Source organism: Microbacterium luticocti DSM 19459 (genome assembly GCF_000422405.1).
Classification (GTDB): Bacteria; Actinomycetota; Actinomycetes; order Actinomycetales; family Microbacteriaceae; genus Microbacterium; species Microbacterium luticocti.
In genome coordinates, this window is record NZ_AULS01000001.1 from 193,946 (window position 1) to 210,882 (window position 16,937).

A 16,937-nucleotide genomic window follows, 5' to 3' on the forward strand; every position below is an offset into this window, starting at 1 on the left:
TCGGTACGCATCCACGGGCACCGGGACACCGGGTCCGTCCGTCTTCGGACGATGCACGACAGCGGTCCAAGCCGGCACCACGTCCTGCTCGCATGCGTGCAGGGCTGCAGCGACATCGGGGAGGCATCGGCTCAATGATCGGTCACACGCTCCCGTTGTTCTTCATTCCGAGCCCTCCGTGGAGGGAATGGTTGCTGTTCGGGCGACTCCCGATCCGGGCATACGCGCTGTGCATCATCGCGGGCGTGATCATCGGCACGATCGTCGCCACCCGACGGTGGATCGCCCGAGGCGGCAGCCGCGACGCGGTCGAGACCGTCGCCCTGGTTTCGGTTCCGTTCGGCATCGTCGGAGCCCGCCTCTACCACGTGATCACCGACTACCAGCTCTACTTCGGACCGGGCCGCACCTGGTATCGAGCGTTCTTCATCTGGGACGGCGGCCTGGGCATCTGGGGCGGTGTCGCGCTCGGAGCGTTCGGCGGCTACCTGGTCGCGCGCCGACGCCGGATCAGATTCTGGGCGCTCGCCGACGCTCTCGCCCCGGGGGTGGCCATCGCGCAGGCCGTCGGCCGACTGGGCAACTGGTTCAACCAGGAACTCTTCGGTCGGCCGAGCACCCTGCCATGGGCGCTGAAGATCGACCCGCAGTACCGGCCCGTCGGCTACGAGCAGTACGCCACCTTCCACCCGACGTTCCTGTACGAGCTGATCTGGGACGTCGCGGTGGCGATCGCGGTGATTGCGCTCGACCGTCGGTTCCGGCTGGGCCACGGCAAGGCGTTCATGCTCTACGTGATGTTCTACACCGCCGGCAGAGCATGGGTGGAGAGCCTGCGCATCGACCCCGCGCATCACCTCGGCCCGTTCCGGCTCAACGACTACGTCTCGGGCATCGTCTTCCTGGCCGCCCTGCTCTGCTTGCTCTGGCTGCTCCGCAACAAGCCCGGCCGGGAGCTGGTCGTCGAGGGTGACCGGTCGGTCGTCGGCGAGCGGCCGGGCAGCAGAGCTGGTGAAACGCCGCCCGTCCCCGCTTCCGATTCCTTCGCTGCGTTGGACCAATCAGAGCCATCCGCGCTCGATCACCCCACCACGCCGGAGCACGACTCCGGCACAGCCGAGCGTGCCGGCGGGGGTCCGCGGTGATCTACCGACGCGATGACGCGACTTCCACCCGCGGTGCCGCCTGTCACGTTGACGATGCTGCTACCGACATTTCTGTGACCTGCGTGGATTCCTCATCCACCCGGGGCCGCGGCGGTCAGATAATTCAGTCGCTGGGTCGGCTGGTCTTGGCCGCGTTGTCCGGGTTGGCAGTCGGGTTCGCGTTTCAGCCGTACGCACTGTGGCCGCTGGGCTTCCTCGGCGTCGCGGGACTGTCGGTGGCTGTTCACGCGGTTCCGCCTCGGCGCGGGTTCGCGGTCGGATACGTGTTCGGGGTGGCGCTGCTCCTGGTGGCGATCGGCTGGGTCCGGGTGATCGTCGGCGGCGGCGCGGCCGCCTACCTGGGTGTGGTGGGCCTGATCGGATTCGAGGCCGTCTTCTTCGGGCTGCTCGGCCTCGCGCTGGCGATCATCGGGCGGCTCCGGTCCTGGCCGGTGATCGCCGCTGCTGCCTGGGTCGGCGTCGAGTACGTCTACGCGCGCTATCCGTTCGGCGGCTTCGGCTGGACCCGTCTGGCCTACACCGCAGTGGATGCCCCGCTGGCCGGACTGCTGCCCTTCATCGGCACCGTAGGTGTGTCGTTCGCGGTGGCTCTGCTGGCCCAGTGCGTCGGCTGGCTGGCGATCGAGATCATCCGGGCACGGCGGTCGCACGGACCGCTGACACGCAGCATGGTGGCCCGGACAGCGCTACCGGCATTGGCGACCTGGTCGATCGTGATGGGCACGGGTTTGGCCCTGTCCGGGTGGAATCCCGGCCCGCCGGCCCCTGCACAGAAGGCTCGTGTGGGCATAGTCCAGGGCAACGTTCCGGGGAAAGGGATCGAAGCGCTGGGCCGGATGCGCACCGTGACCGCGAACCATGTCCGGGAGACCCGCCGACTGATCAACGCCGCAGACCAGGGACGGATCGCCCGGCCCGACTTCGTTCTGTGGCCGGAGAACTCCACCGACATCGACCCGACCGTTGACCCGATCACGCGCGACCAGCTGCAGTCCGCGACCGAGCTTGCCGGGGTTCCCATCTTCGCCGGGGCGGTGATGGCCGGCCCCGGCGTCGACCAGCGGCAGACCAGCGGCCTGTGGTGGGACCCCCGCCGGGGCATCGTGGCCCGCTACGACAAGCGCAACCTGGTCCCGTTCGGCGAGTGGATCCCCTTCCGTGACCGACTGCTGCCGTTGTTCCCGATCTTGAAGCTGGTCGGAGCACAGTCGGTGCCAGGCACCCGGCCCGGCGCACTCCCGGTCCCCCTCCGCCTGGCCGGCGGCCCGGAGCAGCCGGTCATCGTGGGGGATGCGATCTGTTTCGAGCTGGCCTACGACGACACGATCTACGACGTGATCACCGGCGGTGCGCAGCTCTTCCTGGTCCAGAGCAACAATGCGACCTACGTCGGGACCGGCCAGGTCGACCAGCAGTTCGCCATCACCCGGGCACGAGCGATGGAGACCCGCCGCGAGATCGCCGTCGCCACCACCAACGGAGTCTCCGGCTTCATCGGCCGGGACGGCCGTGCGCAGTGGAAGTCCCGTGAGCGCACCGCCGCCTCGACCGTGGTGACGATGCCGCTGCGCACCAACATCACCCCGGCGGTGCGGATCGCCCCCTGGCTGGAGCGTGGCCTCGCACTCCTCGCGCTGAGCGGCTGCCTCACGGCGACGGTCGGGCGTGGCCGCGCCCGCCGGTCGAGAGCGGCAGGAGCGTGATGATGATCGTGAGTAGCCTGATCTGCACCGCGGTTCTGATGGTGGCGACCGGCCTGGGCTGCGTACGGACGCGCCCTTCTGCACGAGTGTTTCCCGGGTTGCTCCAGGTGGCCGGAGCCTGGAGCGCCTGCCTGCTACTTGTGGACCTTTGGCGTCGCGGTGCCGTCACTGTGGCGTCGATCGCGACGCTGTTGACCGTCTGCGCCGTGTCGATGATCTGGTTGCGGAGGGCGGATGGCAGCACCGAAGACACCTCTGACGACTTCCAGCTCTGGGAAAGCGAGCTCGCCAGCCCGGAGGTGTCGGAGGAATGAGCGTCTCCCGCGCGACCGGCCTCGCCCTGCTGGTCAGCCTCGCGCTGATGCACCCGATGGTGTTGACGTCAGCCGAACCCGTGCCGCCGAGCAATTCGTCGGTGCACCGCGTGCCACCCGACGCGCAGCCGATTCATGCTCCAGTCACGGCAAGCAACCCACCCGGTCGACATCCAGCAACTCGACAACCGTTGAGCGGCTGTCCCAGCTGCGCGCCCCCTTCGTTGGCGGCTTCATCGCATGACCGACCGACCGGTCCGATGGGCTGCATCGCCGCCGCTGGCTGCGTCATGACCATCGTCTTGCTGGCGGTGGCCGTGATCGTTCGTGGGCGAACCCCCGGTCGATGGTGGCATTGCCGAGCCCGCAGCATCGGATCGGCCATCGGAGCCGTCGCACATTGGCGTCGCCGACCGGCTCCCAGTCTCATAGAGCTGTCGATTCTTCGGATCTGACCCCACCCGCCCGGGCCATGAGCAGGCTGCGGTGAGCCCCAGCAATTCGTCCCGCTCCTCGGCCCATCAATTGCACACCCGGCTTGATCACTGCGCGCCCGGTTGAGCAGTCAGACAAGCTCCTCAGACTCTCCAGCACGACAGGAAACAGGAACGTGAATCAGAAGCGATCGAAGAACAAGCATCGACACGGTGCATCGACCAATCGCGAACCCGGATCCGCGCGCGCCCGCGCCCGGTTGGCAGAGATGAAACGGCAGGAGGCCCGCGCCCGAACGCGGCGGCGTTTCCTGGTCGGGGTCACCGCGGTCATCGTCGCCGGTGCCCTCGGCATCGGCATTTGGCTGGTGGCCCGGCAAGTATCAGCACCCAACGCCGCTGGGCCGGTGGCCGGCACCAAGGGGCGAAGCGATCTGCCGCCGTGGGGGCTCCCGGCCGATCCGGGCCGCCTGGCCGAGGCCGCCGGTCTGCAGGCATCGAACATGGAAGGCACCGCCGCGCACTTCCACTCCCATCTGGACATCACCGTCAACGGCCAGCCGCTCGCGTTACCGGGAGCAATCGGCGTCGACGCGAAGACCGGCTCGATGTCGGAGCTGCACACCCACGACGAACGCGGCGTCCTGCACGTCGAGTCACACAAGACCGACGGCAAATACACCCTCGGACAGCTGTTCGCCGAGTGGGACGTGCGACTCGACGGCCAAGGCATCGGCGGCCTGACCAACAACAAGACCGACAGCCTGCGCGCCTACGTGGACGGCAAACCGTTCACCGGCGACCCCGCCACGATCGAACTCGGCGAGCGACGCCAGATCTCACTGATCTACGGCCCCCGGAACGCGACCGACAATCCGCCCTCGAGCTTCGCCTTCGACGCCAATGAATGATCTCCGCCCCACCAGCAGATCCGATGCCGCACCTGGCCCGCGAGCCGATCCCGACGCGGCGGGCATCGCAACCACCGAACCCGCCACTCGCAGGACTTCCTCCAATGCGCCGGTGATCGGATTCCTCGGCGGGCTGCGGTTCCTGTGGACGCAGTTGATCACCATGCGGACGGCGCTGGCGTTGCTGTTCCTGCTGGCACTGGCCGCGGTGCCCGGATCGTTGGTGCCGCAGCAGAACATATCGCCGGTGCGAGTCAAGTCCTTCCTCGACCAGCACAAGACGCTGGGACCGATCTATGACAAGGTCGGACTCTTCAACGTCTACACCTCGCCCTGGTTCTCCGCGATCTACATCCTGCTGTTCATCAGCCTGATCGGCTGCATCATCCCCCGGGCCGGGGTCTATCTCCGGGCCGTGCGAGCACAGCCGCCCCGCACACCGCGATACCTGCATCGTCTGCCCGCCTACGCCTCCGCCGACCTGACCGCAGCCGAAGCCGGCGACAGCGCGGCCCCGACCGATGCTGCCATCCTGCGCCGGCTGCGCGACAACCTGCGAAGCAGGCGGTACCGGGTCACCCAGCACCCCGACGGGTCACTGGCGGCCGAGCGGGGCTACCTGCGAGAGGCGGGCAACCTCGCCTTCCACATCAGCCTGGTCTTCTTGCTGCTCGGCGTGGCCGTGGTCTGGCTGACCAGCTTCCGCGGCGACCGGGCGCTGGTCGTGGGAGGCGAAAGCTTCACCAATGACCTGGTGCAATACGACGACTTCAAGGCCGGCCCGCTGTTCCGGCAATCGTCTCTGACCCCCTTCAGCATCAAGGTCGACAGCTTCGACGTGAAGTTCGAGACCGGCAACGTCCAGCGAGGGGCCGCGCGGGAGTTCAACGCCGCAGTCACTGTCACCGACCGTCCAGGAGACAAGCCCCGCCAGGAAACCTTGCGGGTCAACCATCCGCTCAACCTGGCCGGCGGCGAAAAGGTCCACCTGATCGCCTGGGGATACGCACCGATCGTGACGGTGAAGGACGGCGACGGCAACGTCGTCTCCTCCGGTCCTGTCATCTTCCTGCCGCAGGACGGCAACTTCACCTCCGCTGGGGCGATCAGTGCGCCCGACGCCAGGCCTCGCAAACTCGGCTTTGAAGGGTTCTTCCTGCCCAGCGCCTACGTGGACGGCTCCGGGCCCCGCTCGGTGTTCCCCGACGCGTTGAATCCCCAACTGTTCCTGAACGCCTGGTCGGGCAAGCCCACCGCCGAGACCGGCCAACCCCAGAGCGTCTACTCGCTCGACACCCGCGGCATGACCCAGATCATGAACCCGAAGGACCCCAAACAGCCGCTGCGGTTCATCCTCCGACCCGGATACATCCAAAAGCTGCCCAACGGGCAAGGATCCATCCAGCTGGACGGGGTGCAGCGCTGGATCAAGATCCAGGTCGGCGACTCCCCCGGCGCACCCATCACGATCGTCGCTATCGGAACCGCCGTGCTGGGGCTCAGCTTCTCGCTGTTCATCCGGCCCCGGCGGATCTGGGCACGGATCCGACGGGTCGACGGCCACAACCTCCTCGAGATCGCCGGACTCGACCGGGCCGACGCCCGAACGGGACTCACCGAAGACGTCGAAGCCCTCGTCAACAGCCTCGACCTGCAAACGAGCTCACGCAACCAGACCCCACCCGGGCACGGGAACGAACCGGCAGAGCCTGATCCGACCACCGACAACCAATCACCGAAGGAGACGGCATGACGATCGACTACTTCTCCAACCTCGCTCTGGTCACCGCGACCGTGATCTACGCCCTGGCCCTCACCATGCACAGCATCGAATGGGCAGCCGCACGAAAAATTACCGCCGCCCGAAGCACCACCGGCAAGCGGAAGGGCGAGGCAGCGGACGACATCGAGACCAGAACCCGCCCCGACGCACGCGCAACGACCAGCCGCGCATCAGAGGCCTCAGCGTCCACCCTGACGATCACCCGGACCGCCGCCCAAGCCACGCCTGACTCACCGACCCTCGAGCCCGAAGGCGACGTCGACGTCGACGATGAACCCTTTGACGGAGACCCGATTCCGCAGCAGAAGACCGAGATGTTCGGTCGGATGGGCATCTCCTTCACCCTGATCGGGCTGGCCTGCGCGATCGCAGGCATTACCGCCCGGGGCATCGCCGCTCACCGCTGGCCGCTGGGCAACATGTTCGAGTTCACCACCATGGCGATGGTGATCATCGTCGCCGGCTACCTGGTCCTGGCCAAGATGGGGATGCGCTGGCTCGGCCTGCCCATCACCATGGTCGCCACCGTCGGCAACGGCCTGGCAGTGACCGTGTTCTACGTCGCAGTCGCCGGGTTGGTGCCGTCGCTGAACTCCTACTGGTTCATCATCCACATCACTGCCGCGACGATCAGCGGAGCAGCGTTCAACATCGGCGGAGCCATCTCGATCCTGTACCTGATCAAGAAGCGGGCCGAGGACAAGGGAACCGAGAAGGGCTACCTCCTCCGACTCCCCGATTCGCGCCGCATAGACGTGATCGCCTACCGGCTCTTCGCCTTCGCCTTCCCGCTGTGGACGTTCACCATCGCCGCCGGAGCAGTTTGGGCCGAGTACGCCTGGGGCCGCTACTGGGGATGGGACCCCAAGGAGGTCTGGGCGCTGGTCACCTGGGTGATCTTCGCCTGTTACCTCCACGCCCGATCGACCGCCGGCTGGAAGGGTGGACGGGCCGCCGTCATCGCCCTGCTCGGGCTTGCCGTCTTCTGGTTCAACTTCATCGGAGTGAACCTGCTCCTCTCCGGGCTCCACTCCTACGCAGGCATCTAACCAAGAAGCGAACGGTTGACATCGATACCCCTGGGGTACGACAGCGACTCAGCCGTTACCGCGGCACCACCAGCGAGCTCGACCCGTCTCAAAACGACACCCGGCCGCTTCAGGGCCCCTACGGCTTCAAGCCTTTCGCAGTGAACCAAGGCAGTGGATTCACCGTCCGGTAGACATCGCCGGGAGTGACGCCAGCGGGGTACAGCTCCAGGTGTGTGTGCGGGCCGAACGTCCGGCCGGTCATGCCCACCCGGCCGATGACCTGACCGGCGGCAACCCGCTGCCCGGTGCGGACCGCGGCCGACGCCATGTGCGCCATCAGCATCTGCTTCCCGTCGGGGAACTTGATGCTGACGTAGATGCCCGCCCAACCGCTGGCCGGACCGGTACCGCCGTTGGTGACGACCCCATCGGCTGTCGCTCTGATCGGTGTCCCGATCGGGGCAGCGAAGTCCACGCCAGTGTGATAGCGCGACCAGGATCCGACCTGCCCGAACGTGGCGACGATGTTGTAACTTCCCTTGGCGATCGGCAATGCCCCGCCCCCGCTGCTCGTGCCGCCTGCAGTGTCTGAACTGCCGAGATCGGCAGTACCGCTGTCGGAGCCGTTGTCGCTCGATGCCGAGTCGGTCCGGCCGACCGCCGTGCTACCGGAGGATGCATTGCCCTTGCCCGCGTCAGCTTCTTGGGCCGCTCGCATCTGCTGTTGACGCTGCTCCTTGCTGAGCGTTCCCGATAGTTTGCGGCTCTTCTCGGCGTCGGATTTCAACGCCTCTGATCGTTGCCGGGCAGCCTCCTCCGCCCGCGTGTCCTCCTGGCCGGTGTCGACAACCTTGCTGTTCTTCTGGGCTGCCCGGCGCGCCGCCATGTCGACGGTGCCGTCGAGAGGCTGGCCCGTGCTCTGCTCCTCGCTACTGCCGCTGCCTTGGGTATCGCTGCGCTGACCACTGCGTGTTGCCTCCCGAAGGCCCGCGCGCGACCGGCCAGAGGTGTCGGCCCGGTGCCCGGTGGAGCCCGCGTCATCGGGCGCGCCAGCCGTACTGGAGATTCCGGTGACCGCAGGGTTCGCCTCATGGGCAACGCCGGTCATGGCGACCGCGCCAGCGCCGGCAAGGCCGAGTCCTGCGATGGCGGCCGCGGCAATGCCGTGGCGGATCCAGCTGCGTCTGTCCCGTCCGATGTGATCCAGGGCTCGGCCAGCTCTTGCTGCGGTGCCCGCGCGCAACTCGCCGACGCGGGTTCGCAGCTGACCGAGGCTTCGCCGCTGGCGACCGTCGGGACTCATTCGGCTAGAACTCCTCGTGGGATGGGAATGACCGGACCGCTAGAGAATAACGGTTCGATAACATCGATGAATGCTGGCTTGGCCAGACTTGAGGAAATGCTCACGCCTTCGGTGGCGGTCAACGACCGCTCCAGGCCATGATAGGTCAGCCACTGCTGTATAGTTCAGTGGATGCTGACCATTGCTTCGCGCCTTGACGTCATGAACCGGCTCGGCCGGGCGATGGCGGACCCGACGCGCTCCCGGATCCTGATGTCCTTGCTCGGCGGCCCGAGCCACCCGGCCGTGCTGTCGCGCGAGCTCGACCTGACGCGCTCGAACGTGTCGAACCACCTGACCTGCCTGCGCGACTGCGGGATCGTGGTCGCCGAGCCGCACGGCCGGCAGACCCGCTACGAGATCGCCGACCCGCACCTGGCCGCGGCGCTGACGACGCTGGTGGACGTGACGCTGGCGGTGGACGAGAGCGCGCCGTGCATCGACCCGCACTGCTCGGTGCCGGGCTGCTGCGCCGTGACCGGCTCGGGGGACGCCTCGTGAGCGCCGCCTGCGGCTGCGACGAGCCGACCACCAGCCCATCCGAGGAGGCCGAGGAGACCGAGCGCTCGTGGTGGCGCGACCCGGGACTGGTGGTGCCGATCCTCTCCGGCGTCGCGTTCGGCACCGGCCTGGTGCTGGAGTGGTCGGGGATGCACATCGCGGCACTGGCCGCGTTCTGGGCGGGTCTGCTGCTGGGCGCGTACACGTTCGTGCCCGGCGCTCTGCAGAACCTGTTCGTCAGGCGGAAGCTGGGGATCGCGCTGCTGATGACGATCAGCGCCGTCGGCGCGGTGATCCTCGGCTACGTGGAGGAGGCCGCCGCGCTGGCGTTCCTCTACTCGATCGCCGAGGCCCTGGAGGACAAGGCGATGGACCGCGCCCGCGGCGGCCTGCGCGCGCTGCTGAACCTCGTGCCGGAGACCGCGACCGTGCTGCGCGACAGCGCCTCGGTCGAGATCCCGGCGAAGGAGATCGCCGTCGGCGACGTGCTGCTGGTCCGCCCCGGCGAGCGGGTCGCGACCGACGGGCTGGTCCGCGCGGGCCGCTCCAGCCTGGACACCTCGGCGATCACTGGCGAGTCGATCCCGGTCGAGGTCGCCCCCGATGACGCGGTCTCCGCCGGCGCGATCAACACCGCCGGTGTGCTGGAGGTCGAGGCGACCGCGGCGGGCACCGACAACTCGCTGACCACCATCGTGGAGCTGGTCGAGCAGGCCCAGGCCGAGAAGGGCGAGCGTGCGCGGATCGCCGACCGGATCGCCCGCCCGCTGGTGCCCGGGGTGATGGTCCTCGCCGTCCTGGTTGGCGTGCTCGGATCGCTGCTCGGCGACCCCGAGACCTGGATCACCCGCGCCCTGGTCGTCCTCGTCGCCGCCAGCCCGTGCGCGCTGGCGATCGCGGTGCCCGTCACCGTGGTCTCCGCGATCGGGGCGGCGACGAAGTTCGGCGTCGTCATCAAGAGCGGGGCAGCCTTCGAGCGCCTCGGTGGCATCCGCCACCTCGCCGTGGACAAGACCGGCACCCTGACCCGCAACCGGCCCGAGGTCACCGCCGTCGTCGCCGCCGACGGCTTCGACGACGCCCAGGTGCTGGCCTGGGCCGCGGCCGTGGAGCAGCACTCGACGCACCCTCTCGCCGCCGCCATCGCCACCGCGGGCCAGGGAGCCCCCGCCGCGCAGGACGTCGCCGAGGAGGCCGGGCACGGCATCGGCGGCCTGGTGGACGGCCGCCGGGTGACGGTGGGCAGCCCCCGCTGGATCGACGCGGGGCCGCTCAAGGCCCGGGTCGAGGAGCTGGAGGCCGAGGCCCAGACCTGCGTGCTCGTGGCCGTCGACGGCCGGCTGGCCGGGGCGATCGGCGTCCGCGACGAGCTGCGCCCCGAGGTCCCCGACGTCGTGCACACGCTGCGGGCCCAGGGCGTCGAGGTGAGCATGCTCACCGGCGACAACGCCCGCACCGCGCACGCGCTAGCGCAGCTCGCCGGGATCGGCGACGTGCACGCCGAGCTCCGGCCCGAGGACAAGGCCCGCATCGTCGCCCAGCTCTCCGAGGCCTCGCCCACGGCGATGATCGGCGACGGCATCAACGACGCCCCCGCCCTGGCCGGGGCGACCGTCGGCATCGCGATGGGCGCGACCGGCTCCGACGCCGCGATCGAGTCTGCCGACGTCGCCTTCACCGGCCACGACCTCGGCCTCATCCCGCAGGCGCTGCGCCACGCCCGCCGCGGCCGGGCGATCATGAACCAGAACATCGTGCTGTCCCTGGCGATCATCACCGTGCTGCTGCCGCTGGCCATCACCGGCGTGCTGGGCCTGGCCGCGGTCGTCCTCGTCCACGAGGTCGCCGAGGTCGTCGTCATCGCTAACGGGCTGCGCGCCGCGCGTGCCCGCAAGCCTCAGGCAGCGGGCTGATGCGGGCGAAGGACGCGGTCCGCGGGTCCACTGCCCGGATCGCTCATGGTCCGAGGCGGACGCTCCTGGTAGCGGGGACCTTCCTGCTCGGCGGTTTGGTCGTCCTGGTCGACCAAGGGACCAAGGCATGGGCTGAGGCCACCCTCTCGACGCAGGAGCGCATCCCGCTCGTCGGCGAGCTGCTGGGACTCCAGCTGGCGTACAACCCCGGTGCGGCGTTCTCCTTCGGCGAGGGCTCGACCTGGGTGTTCGCGCTGGTCGCTGTCGCGGCCGCGGTCGCCGCGGTCGTCTTCGCGTTCCGTGTCCGGCGTCTTCGGTGGGCGGTCGTGATCGGTGCCGTCGGCGGTGCGGCGGCCTCGCACGCCGGGGACCGGCTCTTCCGCGCCCCCGGCTTCGCCCGCGGCCACGTCGTGGACTTCCTGGCCTACGGCGACTGGTTCATCGGGAACGTCGCCGACATCGTCATCGTCGTGGGCGCGGTCACCGGGGCGTTCCTGATGCTCCACGACGGCTCATCGCCAGAAGACTCCCCGAGTTCTTCGGCACGGCTCAGTTCCGAAGAGGCTGGCGAGCGGAGCTGACGACGGCTGCCGAGCCGCAGACAGGATTGAGAGGAGAAGATGTTGGAGATCACGCTGCAGTACTTCGACGGGTGCCCGAATTGGGAGGTGATCGACCGGCGGCTCGCCGAGGCCCTCGACGGCCGATCGGACGTCCGCGTCGCGCATCAGCGAGTCGAGACCGCCGACGACGCCGCCCGCCTCGAGTTCCACGGGTCCCCGACCGTCCTCGTCGACGGCGTCGACCCCTTCGCCGACGAGCACACACCGGTCGGGCTCGCCTGCCGGGTGTTCCGCACTCCTGCCGGGCTGGCCGGGTCGCCGACCGTCGATCAGCTGCGCGCAGCCATCGGTCGCGCGCCGACGTCGGCGGTGACGGGGCTCGAGTCGCCGGTCGGACCGCTGGGCGGGCTGCCGATCGCCTGCGCGCTCGCGCCGACCGCGGGCAAGCAGCAGCTCGAGAGGTGGCGAGCCTTCGACGACGACTACCTCCTCGAGGTCGAGCGCGGAGAGGCCAGACTGGTCGTGCACTACGCCCGGACCGACGACTCAGCGCGGCGGCTGCGCGACCTGGTCGCGACCGAGAGCGCCTGCTGCTCGTTCGTCGACTGGCAGATCGACGACGACCACGCCGACCTGCGCCTTGTCGTCACCGGCACCCCTGAGCAGCTCGCTGGTCTCAGTATCGGCTAGGTAGGTGTTCGGGGCCAGCCGCTGGCCGCGGCGACGCCGATGCGCCACCAGCATCGTCGTCCCGGTTTCTCAGGCAGCTCGGCGCAATCCGCGCGTGGACGGGCCGCGTCCGGGTACGGGACCGGATGGCCGAACAGTCGCTGACCGTGTTGCCGGGAGGAAGGAATCCGGATGGACGTCCTGAGCGCAGTCGTCGACGCGCTGGCGATGGCCGGCTCGATGGGCTGGCAGATCCTCTGGCCCCTCGTGCTCGGTTTCATGCTGTCCGGCGTCATCCAGGCGGTGGTGCGCAAGGAGCGCGTCACGCAGCTGATGGCCGACGACTCGCCGAGATCGATCGCGGTCTCCGCGCTGTTCGGCGCGGCGTCCTCGTCCTGCTCCTACGCCGCGGTCGCGCTGGCCCGGGCGCTGTTTCGCAAGGGCGCGGACTTCGCGGCGGCGATGGCCTTCGAGATCGCCTCGACCAACCTGGTGCTCGAGCTCGGGCTGGTCCTGTGGTTCGTGATGGGCTGGCAGTTCACCGCCGCGGAGTTCGTCGGCGGCCCGATCATGATCGTGCTGGTCGCGCTCGGATTCAGGCTCTGGATGCGCGGCCGGATCGTCGAGGCGGCGCGGCGGCAGGCCGAGCAGGGGCTCGCCGGGTCGATGGAGGGCCACGCCGCCATGGACATGTCCGTCCAGGGCGACGCCGGATTCTGGGCCCGGCTGCTCTCCCGGGACGGCGTGACCGCGGTCTCGCGCTACTTCGTGATGGACTGGGCGGCCGTGCTCCGCGACATCGTGCTGGGCCTGCTGATCGCCGGCGCGTTCGCCGCATGGGTGCCCAAGGCCTGGCTGCAGGCAGTGTTCTTCACCGAAGACCCGGTCGCCTCGTTCGTGCTGGGCCCGCTGATCGGGCCACTGCTGGCCGTGGTCAGCTTCGTCTGCTCGGTCGGGAACGTGCCGCTGGCGGCGGTGCTGTGGAACGGCGGGATCAGCTTCGGCGGCGTGGTCAGCTTCCTGTTCGCCGACCTGATCATCATCCCGATCATCCTCATCTACAAGAAGTACTACGGCTGGAAGGCCACGTCCCGGATCTGCCTGGTCTTCTACGCCGCGATGGTCGTCGCCGGATACCTCGTCGAATTGATCTTCGGCCCGCTCGGCATGGTCCCGCACGACCGGAACCTGGCAGTCGCCGAGACCGGCATCAGCTGGAACTACACCACCTGGCTGAACATCGCCTTCCTGGCACTCGCCGCCGCCCTGCTGACCGTGTTCCTCCGCACCGGCAGTACCGGCATGCTCCGCATGATGGGCGGCTCCCCGGAGCCGGCAGAGCGCGGACACCACTGACCGGCTCTCCGCCGCGGACGGCTCAGCCCGCGACGCACGAGGACGATGAAGCCTCGGCTGGCGGCGAGTCGGATGGTTCACCGAGATCGTCCATCTCCAGTGCCTGCCGGCCCGATCGGCACGGTGGTCCGGCCGGCGACGACGGCGAGATCGGCGCAGCACTCACAGATACCGGCAGACCTGGTCCGGGCTGCACGAGTCGAGGTCGGGCTTCGCGGCGTCGTTCCTGAGCCCGGCGATGGTGTCTCGGAGCGCCGCGAGCTGGGCGATCTGCTGCTCGATCTCGGCCAGGCGTGCATCGAGGAGGTCGCGCACGTGCTCGCAGGGCGCGTGGCCGCCGTCCCGGATGTCGAGGATCTGGCGGATCTGGGCGAGGGTGAGGCCCGCGGCCTGGCCGCGGTGGACGAAGTCGATCCGGGCGACCGTCTCGGGCGCGTAGTCGCGGTATCCGGACGGCGTCCGCTCGGCCGGGGGAAGCAGTCCCTGCTCCTCGTAGAAGCGCAGCGTCTTCGCCGTCGTGCCCGCCCGCTCTGCGAGTTCCCCGATGCGCATCTCGCATCCCCTCTTCGATCGGCGGAAAGTCCTCTTGACCTTCCCCTGCACTGGAAGGTCCAGCATGGCTGAGCAGGGACCAGAAGTCCAAGCATCGACAGGGAGCCGGGATGACCACCATGTACGACCTCGCCATCATCGGATCGGGCGGCGGGGCGTTCGCCGCCGCGATCCGCGCGACCACGCTCGGCAAGTCGGTGGTGATGATCGAGCGCGGGACCTTCGGCGGCACCTGCGTGAACACCGGCTGCGTGCCGTCGAAGGCCCTCATCGCCGCGGCCGACGCACGGCACTCCGCGGCCGACGCCGCCGACCGGTTCCCGGGGATCGAAACGACGGCGGGGCCGGTGGACATGCCCGCCCTGATCGCCGGGAAGCAGGCGCTGGTCGAGTCGCTGCGGGGCGAGAAGTACGCCGACGTCGCCGACTCCTACGGGTGGGCCGTCCGCCGCGGCGACGCCGCGTTCGCCGGCACCCCCGACGCACCGGTCCTCCAGGTCGCCGGGGACGACGGGAGCACCGAGACGATCGAGGCCGGGCACTACCTGGTCGCGACCGGCGCTCGGCCGTGGGCCCCGCCGATCGACGGTCTGGACGAGACCGGGTACCTGACCTCGACCACGGCGATGGAGCTGACGGAGGTCCCTGAGTCGCTGCTGGTGATCGGCGGCGGCTACGTCGCCCTGGAGCAGGCGCAGCTGTTTGCCCGGCTCGGCTCCGAGGTCACCGTGCTGGTGCGGTCCCGGCTGGCGTCGAAGGAGGAGCCGGAGGTGTCCAGGACGCTGCAGGAGGTGTTCGCCGACGAGGGCATCCGGGTGGTCCGCCGTGCGCTGCCGACGCGGGTGTCGCGGGACGCCGCGACCGGGCAGGCCTTCGTCACCGCCGACGTCGCCGGCGGCCGGGAGGAGTTCCGCGCCGACCAAGTGCTCCTCGCCCTCGGGCGACGACCAGCCACCGACGGGCTCGGCCTCGACGCGGTCGGGGTCGAGACCGGGGACCTCGGCGAGGTGGTCGTCTCCGACCGGATGCAGTCCTCCCACCCGCGGATCTGGGCCGCGGGCGACGTGACCGGCCACCCCGAGTTCGTCTACGTCGCCGCCCAGCACGGCACCCTCGTCGCCGAGAACGCGTTCGCCGACGCCGACCGGGCCGTGGACTACGCCCGGCTGCCGAGGGTCACGTTCACCGGCCCTGCGATCGGCGCGGTCGGGATGACCGAGAAGGACGTCGTCGCCGCAGGGATCCGCTGCGACTGCCGCGTCCTGCCCCTGCATCATGTTCCCCGCGCACTGGTCAACCGCGACAGCCGCGGCTTCGTCAAGATCGTTGTGGACGCCGACACCGGGAAGATCCTCGGCATCACCGCCGTCGCCAAGGACGCCGGCGAGCTCGCCGCCGCAGGGGTCCACGTGCTCGGCAAGACCGTCGCCGAGGTCGCCGACGCCTGGGCCCCCTACCTGACCATGGCCGAGGGCATCCGGATCGCCGCCAGGGCCTTCACCACCGATCCGTCGCTCCTGTCGTGCTGCGCGTGAGCGCGCACGGGGCCCAGCCCACCGATCACAGATCCGAGGAGATCGCGATGACCGACCGCACCACCGACCTGGCAGGAGGCCTGGCCGACCGGCTCGTCCGCACCGAGGAGTCCGGGCTCGACGCCGGCCTGCTCGTGCCGCTGCTGAGGCTGCTCGTCGAAGGGCATCCACTCGCGGTGGAGGACCTCGCCGACGCGGCCGGCCGCAGCGAGGACGACGTGCGCGCAGGCCTGGCGCTCGTCCCCGACACCGAGTACGACGAACAGGACCGGATCGTCGGCCAGGGCCTCACCCTGCGCCCCACCGTCCACCGGTTCGCCGTCGACGGGAACGACCTGTACACCTGGTGCGCCCTGGACACCCTGGCCTTCCCAGCCCTGCTCGCACGCCCGGCGCGAGTCGACCTCGCCGACCAGCGGCCAGACCGTCCGGGTGACTGTCGACCCCGCCGCAGGCGTCACCCGCGTCGAGCCCGCCACCGCCGTGGTGTCCCTCATCGACCCCGAGCGCTTCGCCTCGATCCGCTCCTCCTTCTGCAACCAGGTGCACTACTTCGCCTCGCCCGAGGACGCCGAGGAATGGCTCGCCGAGCACCCCGACGGCCAGGTCGTCACCGTCGCAGAAGCCCACTGGCTCGGCTCCGCACTCGCCTCCGCTTTCCTGGACGGCCCCGAAAGGGCCACCGGCGGACGCAACGTCCACCCATGCTGTTGATCACGACCCAGCCACGAGAATGCAAGACAAATGCGCCGACCGGATGATCGACCGGGCGGCGGGCTGCTGATGGCGGACGGCGCGGTTCTCTTCGTGGTGCTCTGCTGCGGACTGCCGCTCGTCCTCGCCGGAGGGGCGCTCGCCGGGATCGGCGGCCACCTGCGCAGCCCCTGGACCGTCGCCGCGGGGATCGCAGTCGTCCTGGCCGTCGCCGCGGCCGCAATAGCCGGGGCGCACCGCCGAACCCAGGACGCCGACTGCCGTCCGTCCCGGACCACGCGGGCCGCACAGGACCCAGCGGCACACCGACGCCGAGCAGCCGGCGCGGATCGATGACCGCCCGCGTCTCGCCGAGACGCCGCTCGGGAACGGCGCTGGCGGACACGACGAGCCGGCGCGGACACGGCAGCCGGCCACACGCCCACGAGGATGCCGTCACCAGATGCCCTG

14 protein-coding genes and 1 pseudogene are annotated in these 16,937 nt (G+C 69.6%); 13 read left to right on the forward strand and 2 right to left on the reverse strand.

All coding sequences use genetic code 11. From position 1 onward, the window contains the following. Window positions 1-134 precede the first annotated feature (134 nt). From lgt to ccsB, 6 genes are all read left to right on the forward strand, one after another. Entirely contained in the window at window positions 135-1,145 is a 1,011-nt protein-coding gene (gene lgt, locus H577_RS14635) for a prolipoprotein diacylglyceryl transferase (RefSeq protein WP_051191552.1), read from the forward strand. Beyond that, on the forward strand, window positions 1,142-2,869 hold the full coding sequence (gene lnt / locus H577_RS0100990; RefSeq protein WP_169566226.1) for an apolipoprotein N-acyltransferase: 1,728 nt from the start codon (window positions 1,142-1,144) through the stop codon (window positions 2,867-2,869). The genes lgt and lnt overlap by 4 nt, the downstream gene beginning before the upstream one ends. Window positions 2,870-2,877: 8 nt before the next feature. Continuing rightward, a complete protein-coding gene (locus H577_RS0100995) occupies window positions 2,878-3,183 on the forward strand; it encodes a hypothetical protein (RefSeq protein WP_156876521.1) in 306 nt (101 codons plus the stop codon). Between the two features lie 610 nt (window positions 3,184-3,793). Beyond that, complete coding sequence (locus H577_RS16835) at window positions 3,794-4,528, forward strand: twin-arginine translocation signal domain-containing protein (protein WP_051191556.1); 735 nt, start codon at window positions 3,794-3,796, stop codon at window positions 4,526-4,528. A 112-nt stretch (window positions 4,529-4,640) separates the two neighbouring features. Further along, on the forward strand, window positions 4,641-6,281 hold the full coding sequence (resB, locus tag H577_RS14645) for a cytochrome c biogenesis protein ResB (protein ID WP_207947906.1): 1,641 nt from the start codon (window positions 4,641-4,643) through the stop codon (window positions 6,279-6,281). Beyond that, on the forward strand, window positions 6,278-7,360 hold the full coding sequence (gene ccsB / locus H577_RS0101010) for a c-type cytochrome biogenesis protein CcsB (protein WP_029144365.1): 1,083 nt from the start codon (window positions 6,278-6,280) through the stop codon (window positions 7,358-7,360). Before resB ends, ccsB begins: the two co-directional genes overlap by 4 nt. A gap of 118 nt (window positions 7,361-7,478) precedes the next feature. Here ccsB and H577_RS17205 read toward each other — a convergent pair whose 3' ends face one another. After that, on the reverse strand, window positions 7,479-8,645 hold the full coding sequence (locus H577_RS17205) for a M23 family metallopeptidase (RefSeq protein WP_084515719.1): 1,167 nt from the start codon (window positions 8,643-8,645) through the stop codon (window positions 7,479-7,481). 171 nt (window positions 8,646-8,816) lie between these two features. Between H577_RS17205 and cmtR the strand changes: the two genes are divergently transcribed. From cmtR to H577_RS0101040, 5 genes are all read left to right on the forward strand, one after another. Beyond that, a complete protein-coding gene (cmtR, locus tag H577_RS0101020) occupies window positions 8,817-9,185 on the forward strand; it encodes a Cd(II)/Pb(II)-sensing metalloregulatory transcriptional regulator CmtR (RefSeq protein WP_029144367.1) in 369 nt (122 codons plus the stop codon). Beyond that, the gene (locus tag H577_RS0101025) at window positions 9,182-11,098 is read left to right on the forward strand and encodes a heavy metal translocating P-type ATPase (protein WP_029144368.1); all 1,917 of its coding nucleotides are present in this window, start codon (window positions 9,182-9,184) and stop codon (window positions 11,096-11,098) included. The genes cmtR and H577_RS0101025 overlap by 4 nt, the downstream gene beginning before the upstream one ends. A 95-nt stretch (window positions 11,099-11,193) precedes the next feature. Next, complete coding sequence (locus H577_RS0101030) at window positions 11,194-11,679, forward strand: signal peptidase II (protein ID WP_242650672.1); 486 nt, start codon at window positions 11,194-11,196, stop codon at window positions 11,677-11,679. A 39-nt stretch (window positions 11,680-11,718) separates the two neighbouring features. Beyond that, window positions 11,719-12,351, forward strand: coding sequence for a hypothetical protein (locus H577_RS18195; RefSeq protein WP_229118921.1), 633 nt, complete (start codon window positions 11,719-11,721; stop codon window positions 12,349-12,351). A gap of 171 nt (window positions 12,352-12,522) precedes the next feature. Next, window positions 12,523-13,686, forward strand: coding sequence for a permease (locus tag H577_RS0101040; protein WP_029144370.1), 1,164 nt, complete (start codon window positions 12,523-12,525; stop codon window positions 13,684-13,686). 162 nt (window positions 13,687-13,848) lie between these two features. Here the strand turns inward: H577_RS0101040 and H577_RS0101045 are convergent, their stop codons facing one another. Continuing rightward, entirely contained in the window at window positions 13,849-14,238 is a 390-nt protein-coding gene (locus tag H577_RS0101045) for a heavy metal-responsive transcriptional regulator (protein WP_029144371.1), read from the reverse strand. A gap of 110 nt (window positions 14,239-14,348) precedes the next feature. On the opposite strand from H577_RS0101045, the gene merA reads away from it, so the two are divergent. Together merA and merB are read left to right on the forward strand one after the other, a co-directional pair. Next, window positions 14,349-15,773, forward strand: coding sequence for a mercury(II) reductase (merA, locus tag H577_RS0101050; protein WP_029144372.1), 1,425 nt, complete (start codon window positions 14,349-14,351; stop codon window positions 15,771-15,773). Window positions 15,774-15,820: 47 nt separating this feature from the next. Then, window positions 15,821-16,487 (forward strand): annotated as a pseudogene (gene merB / locus H577_RS14655) (organomercurial lyase MerB). Window positions 16,488-16,937 lie beyond the last annotated feature (450 nt).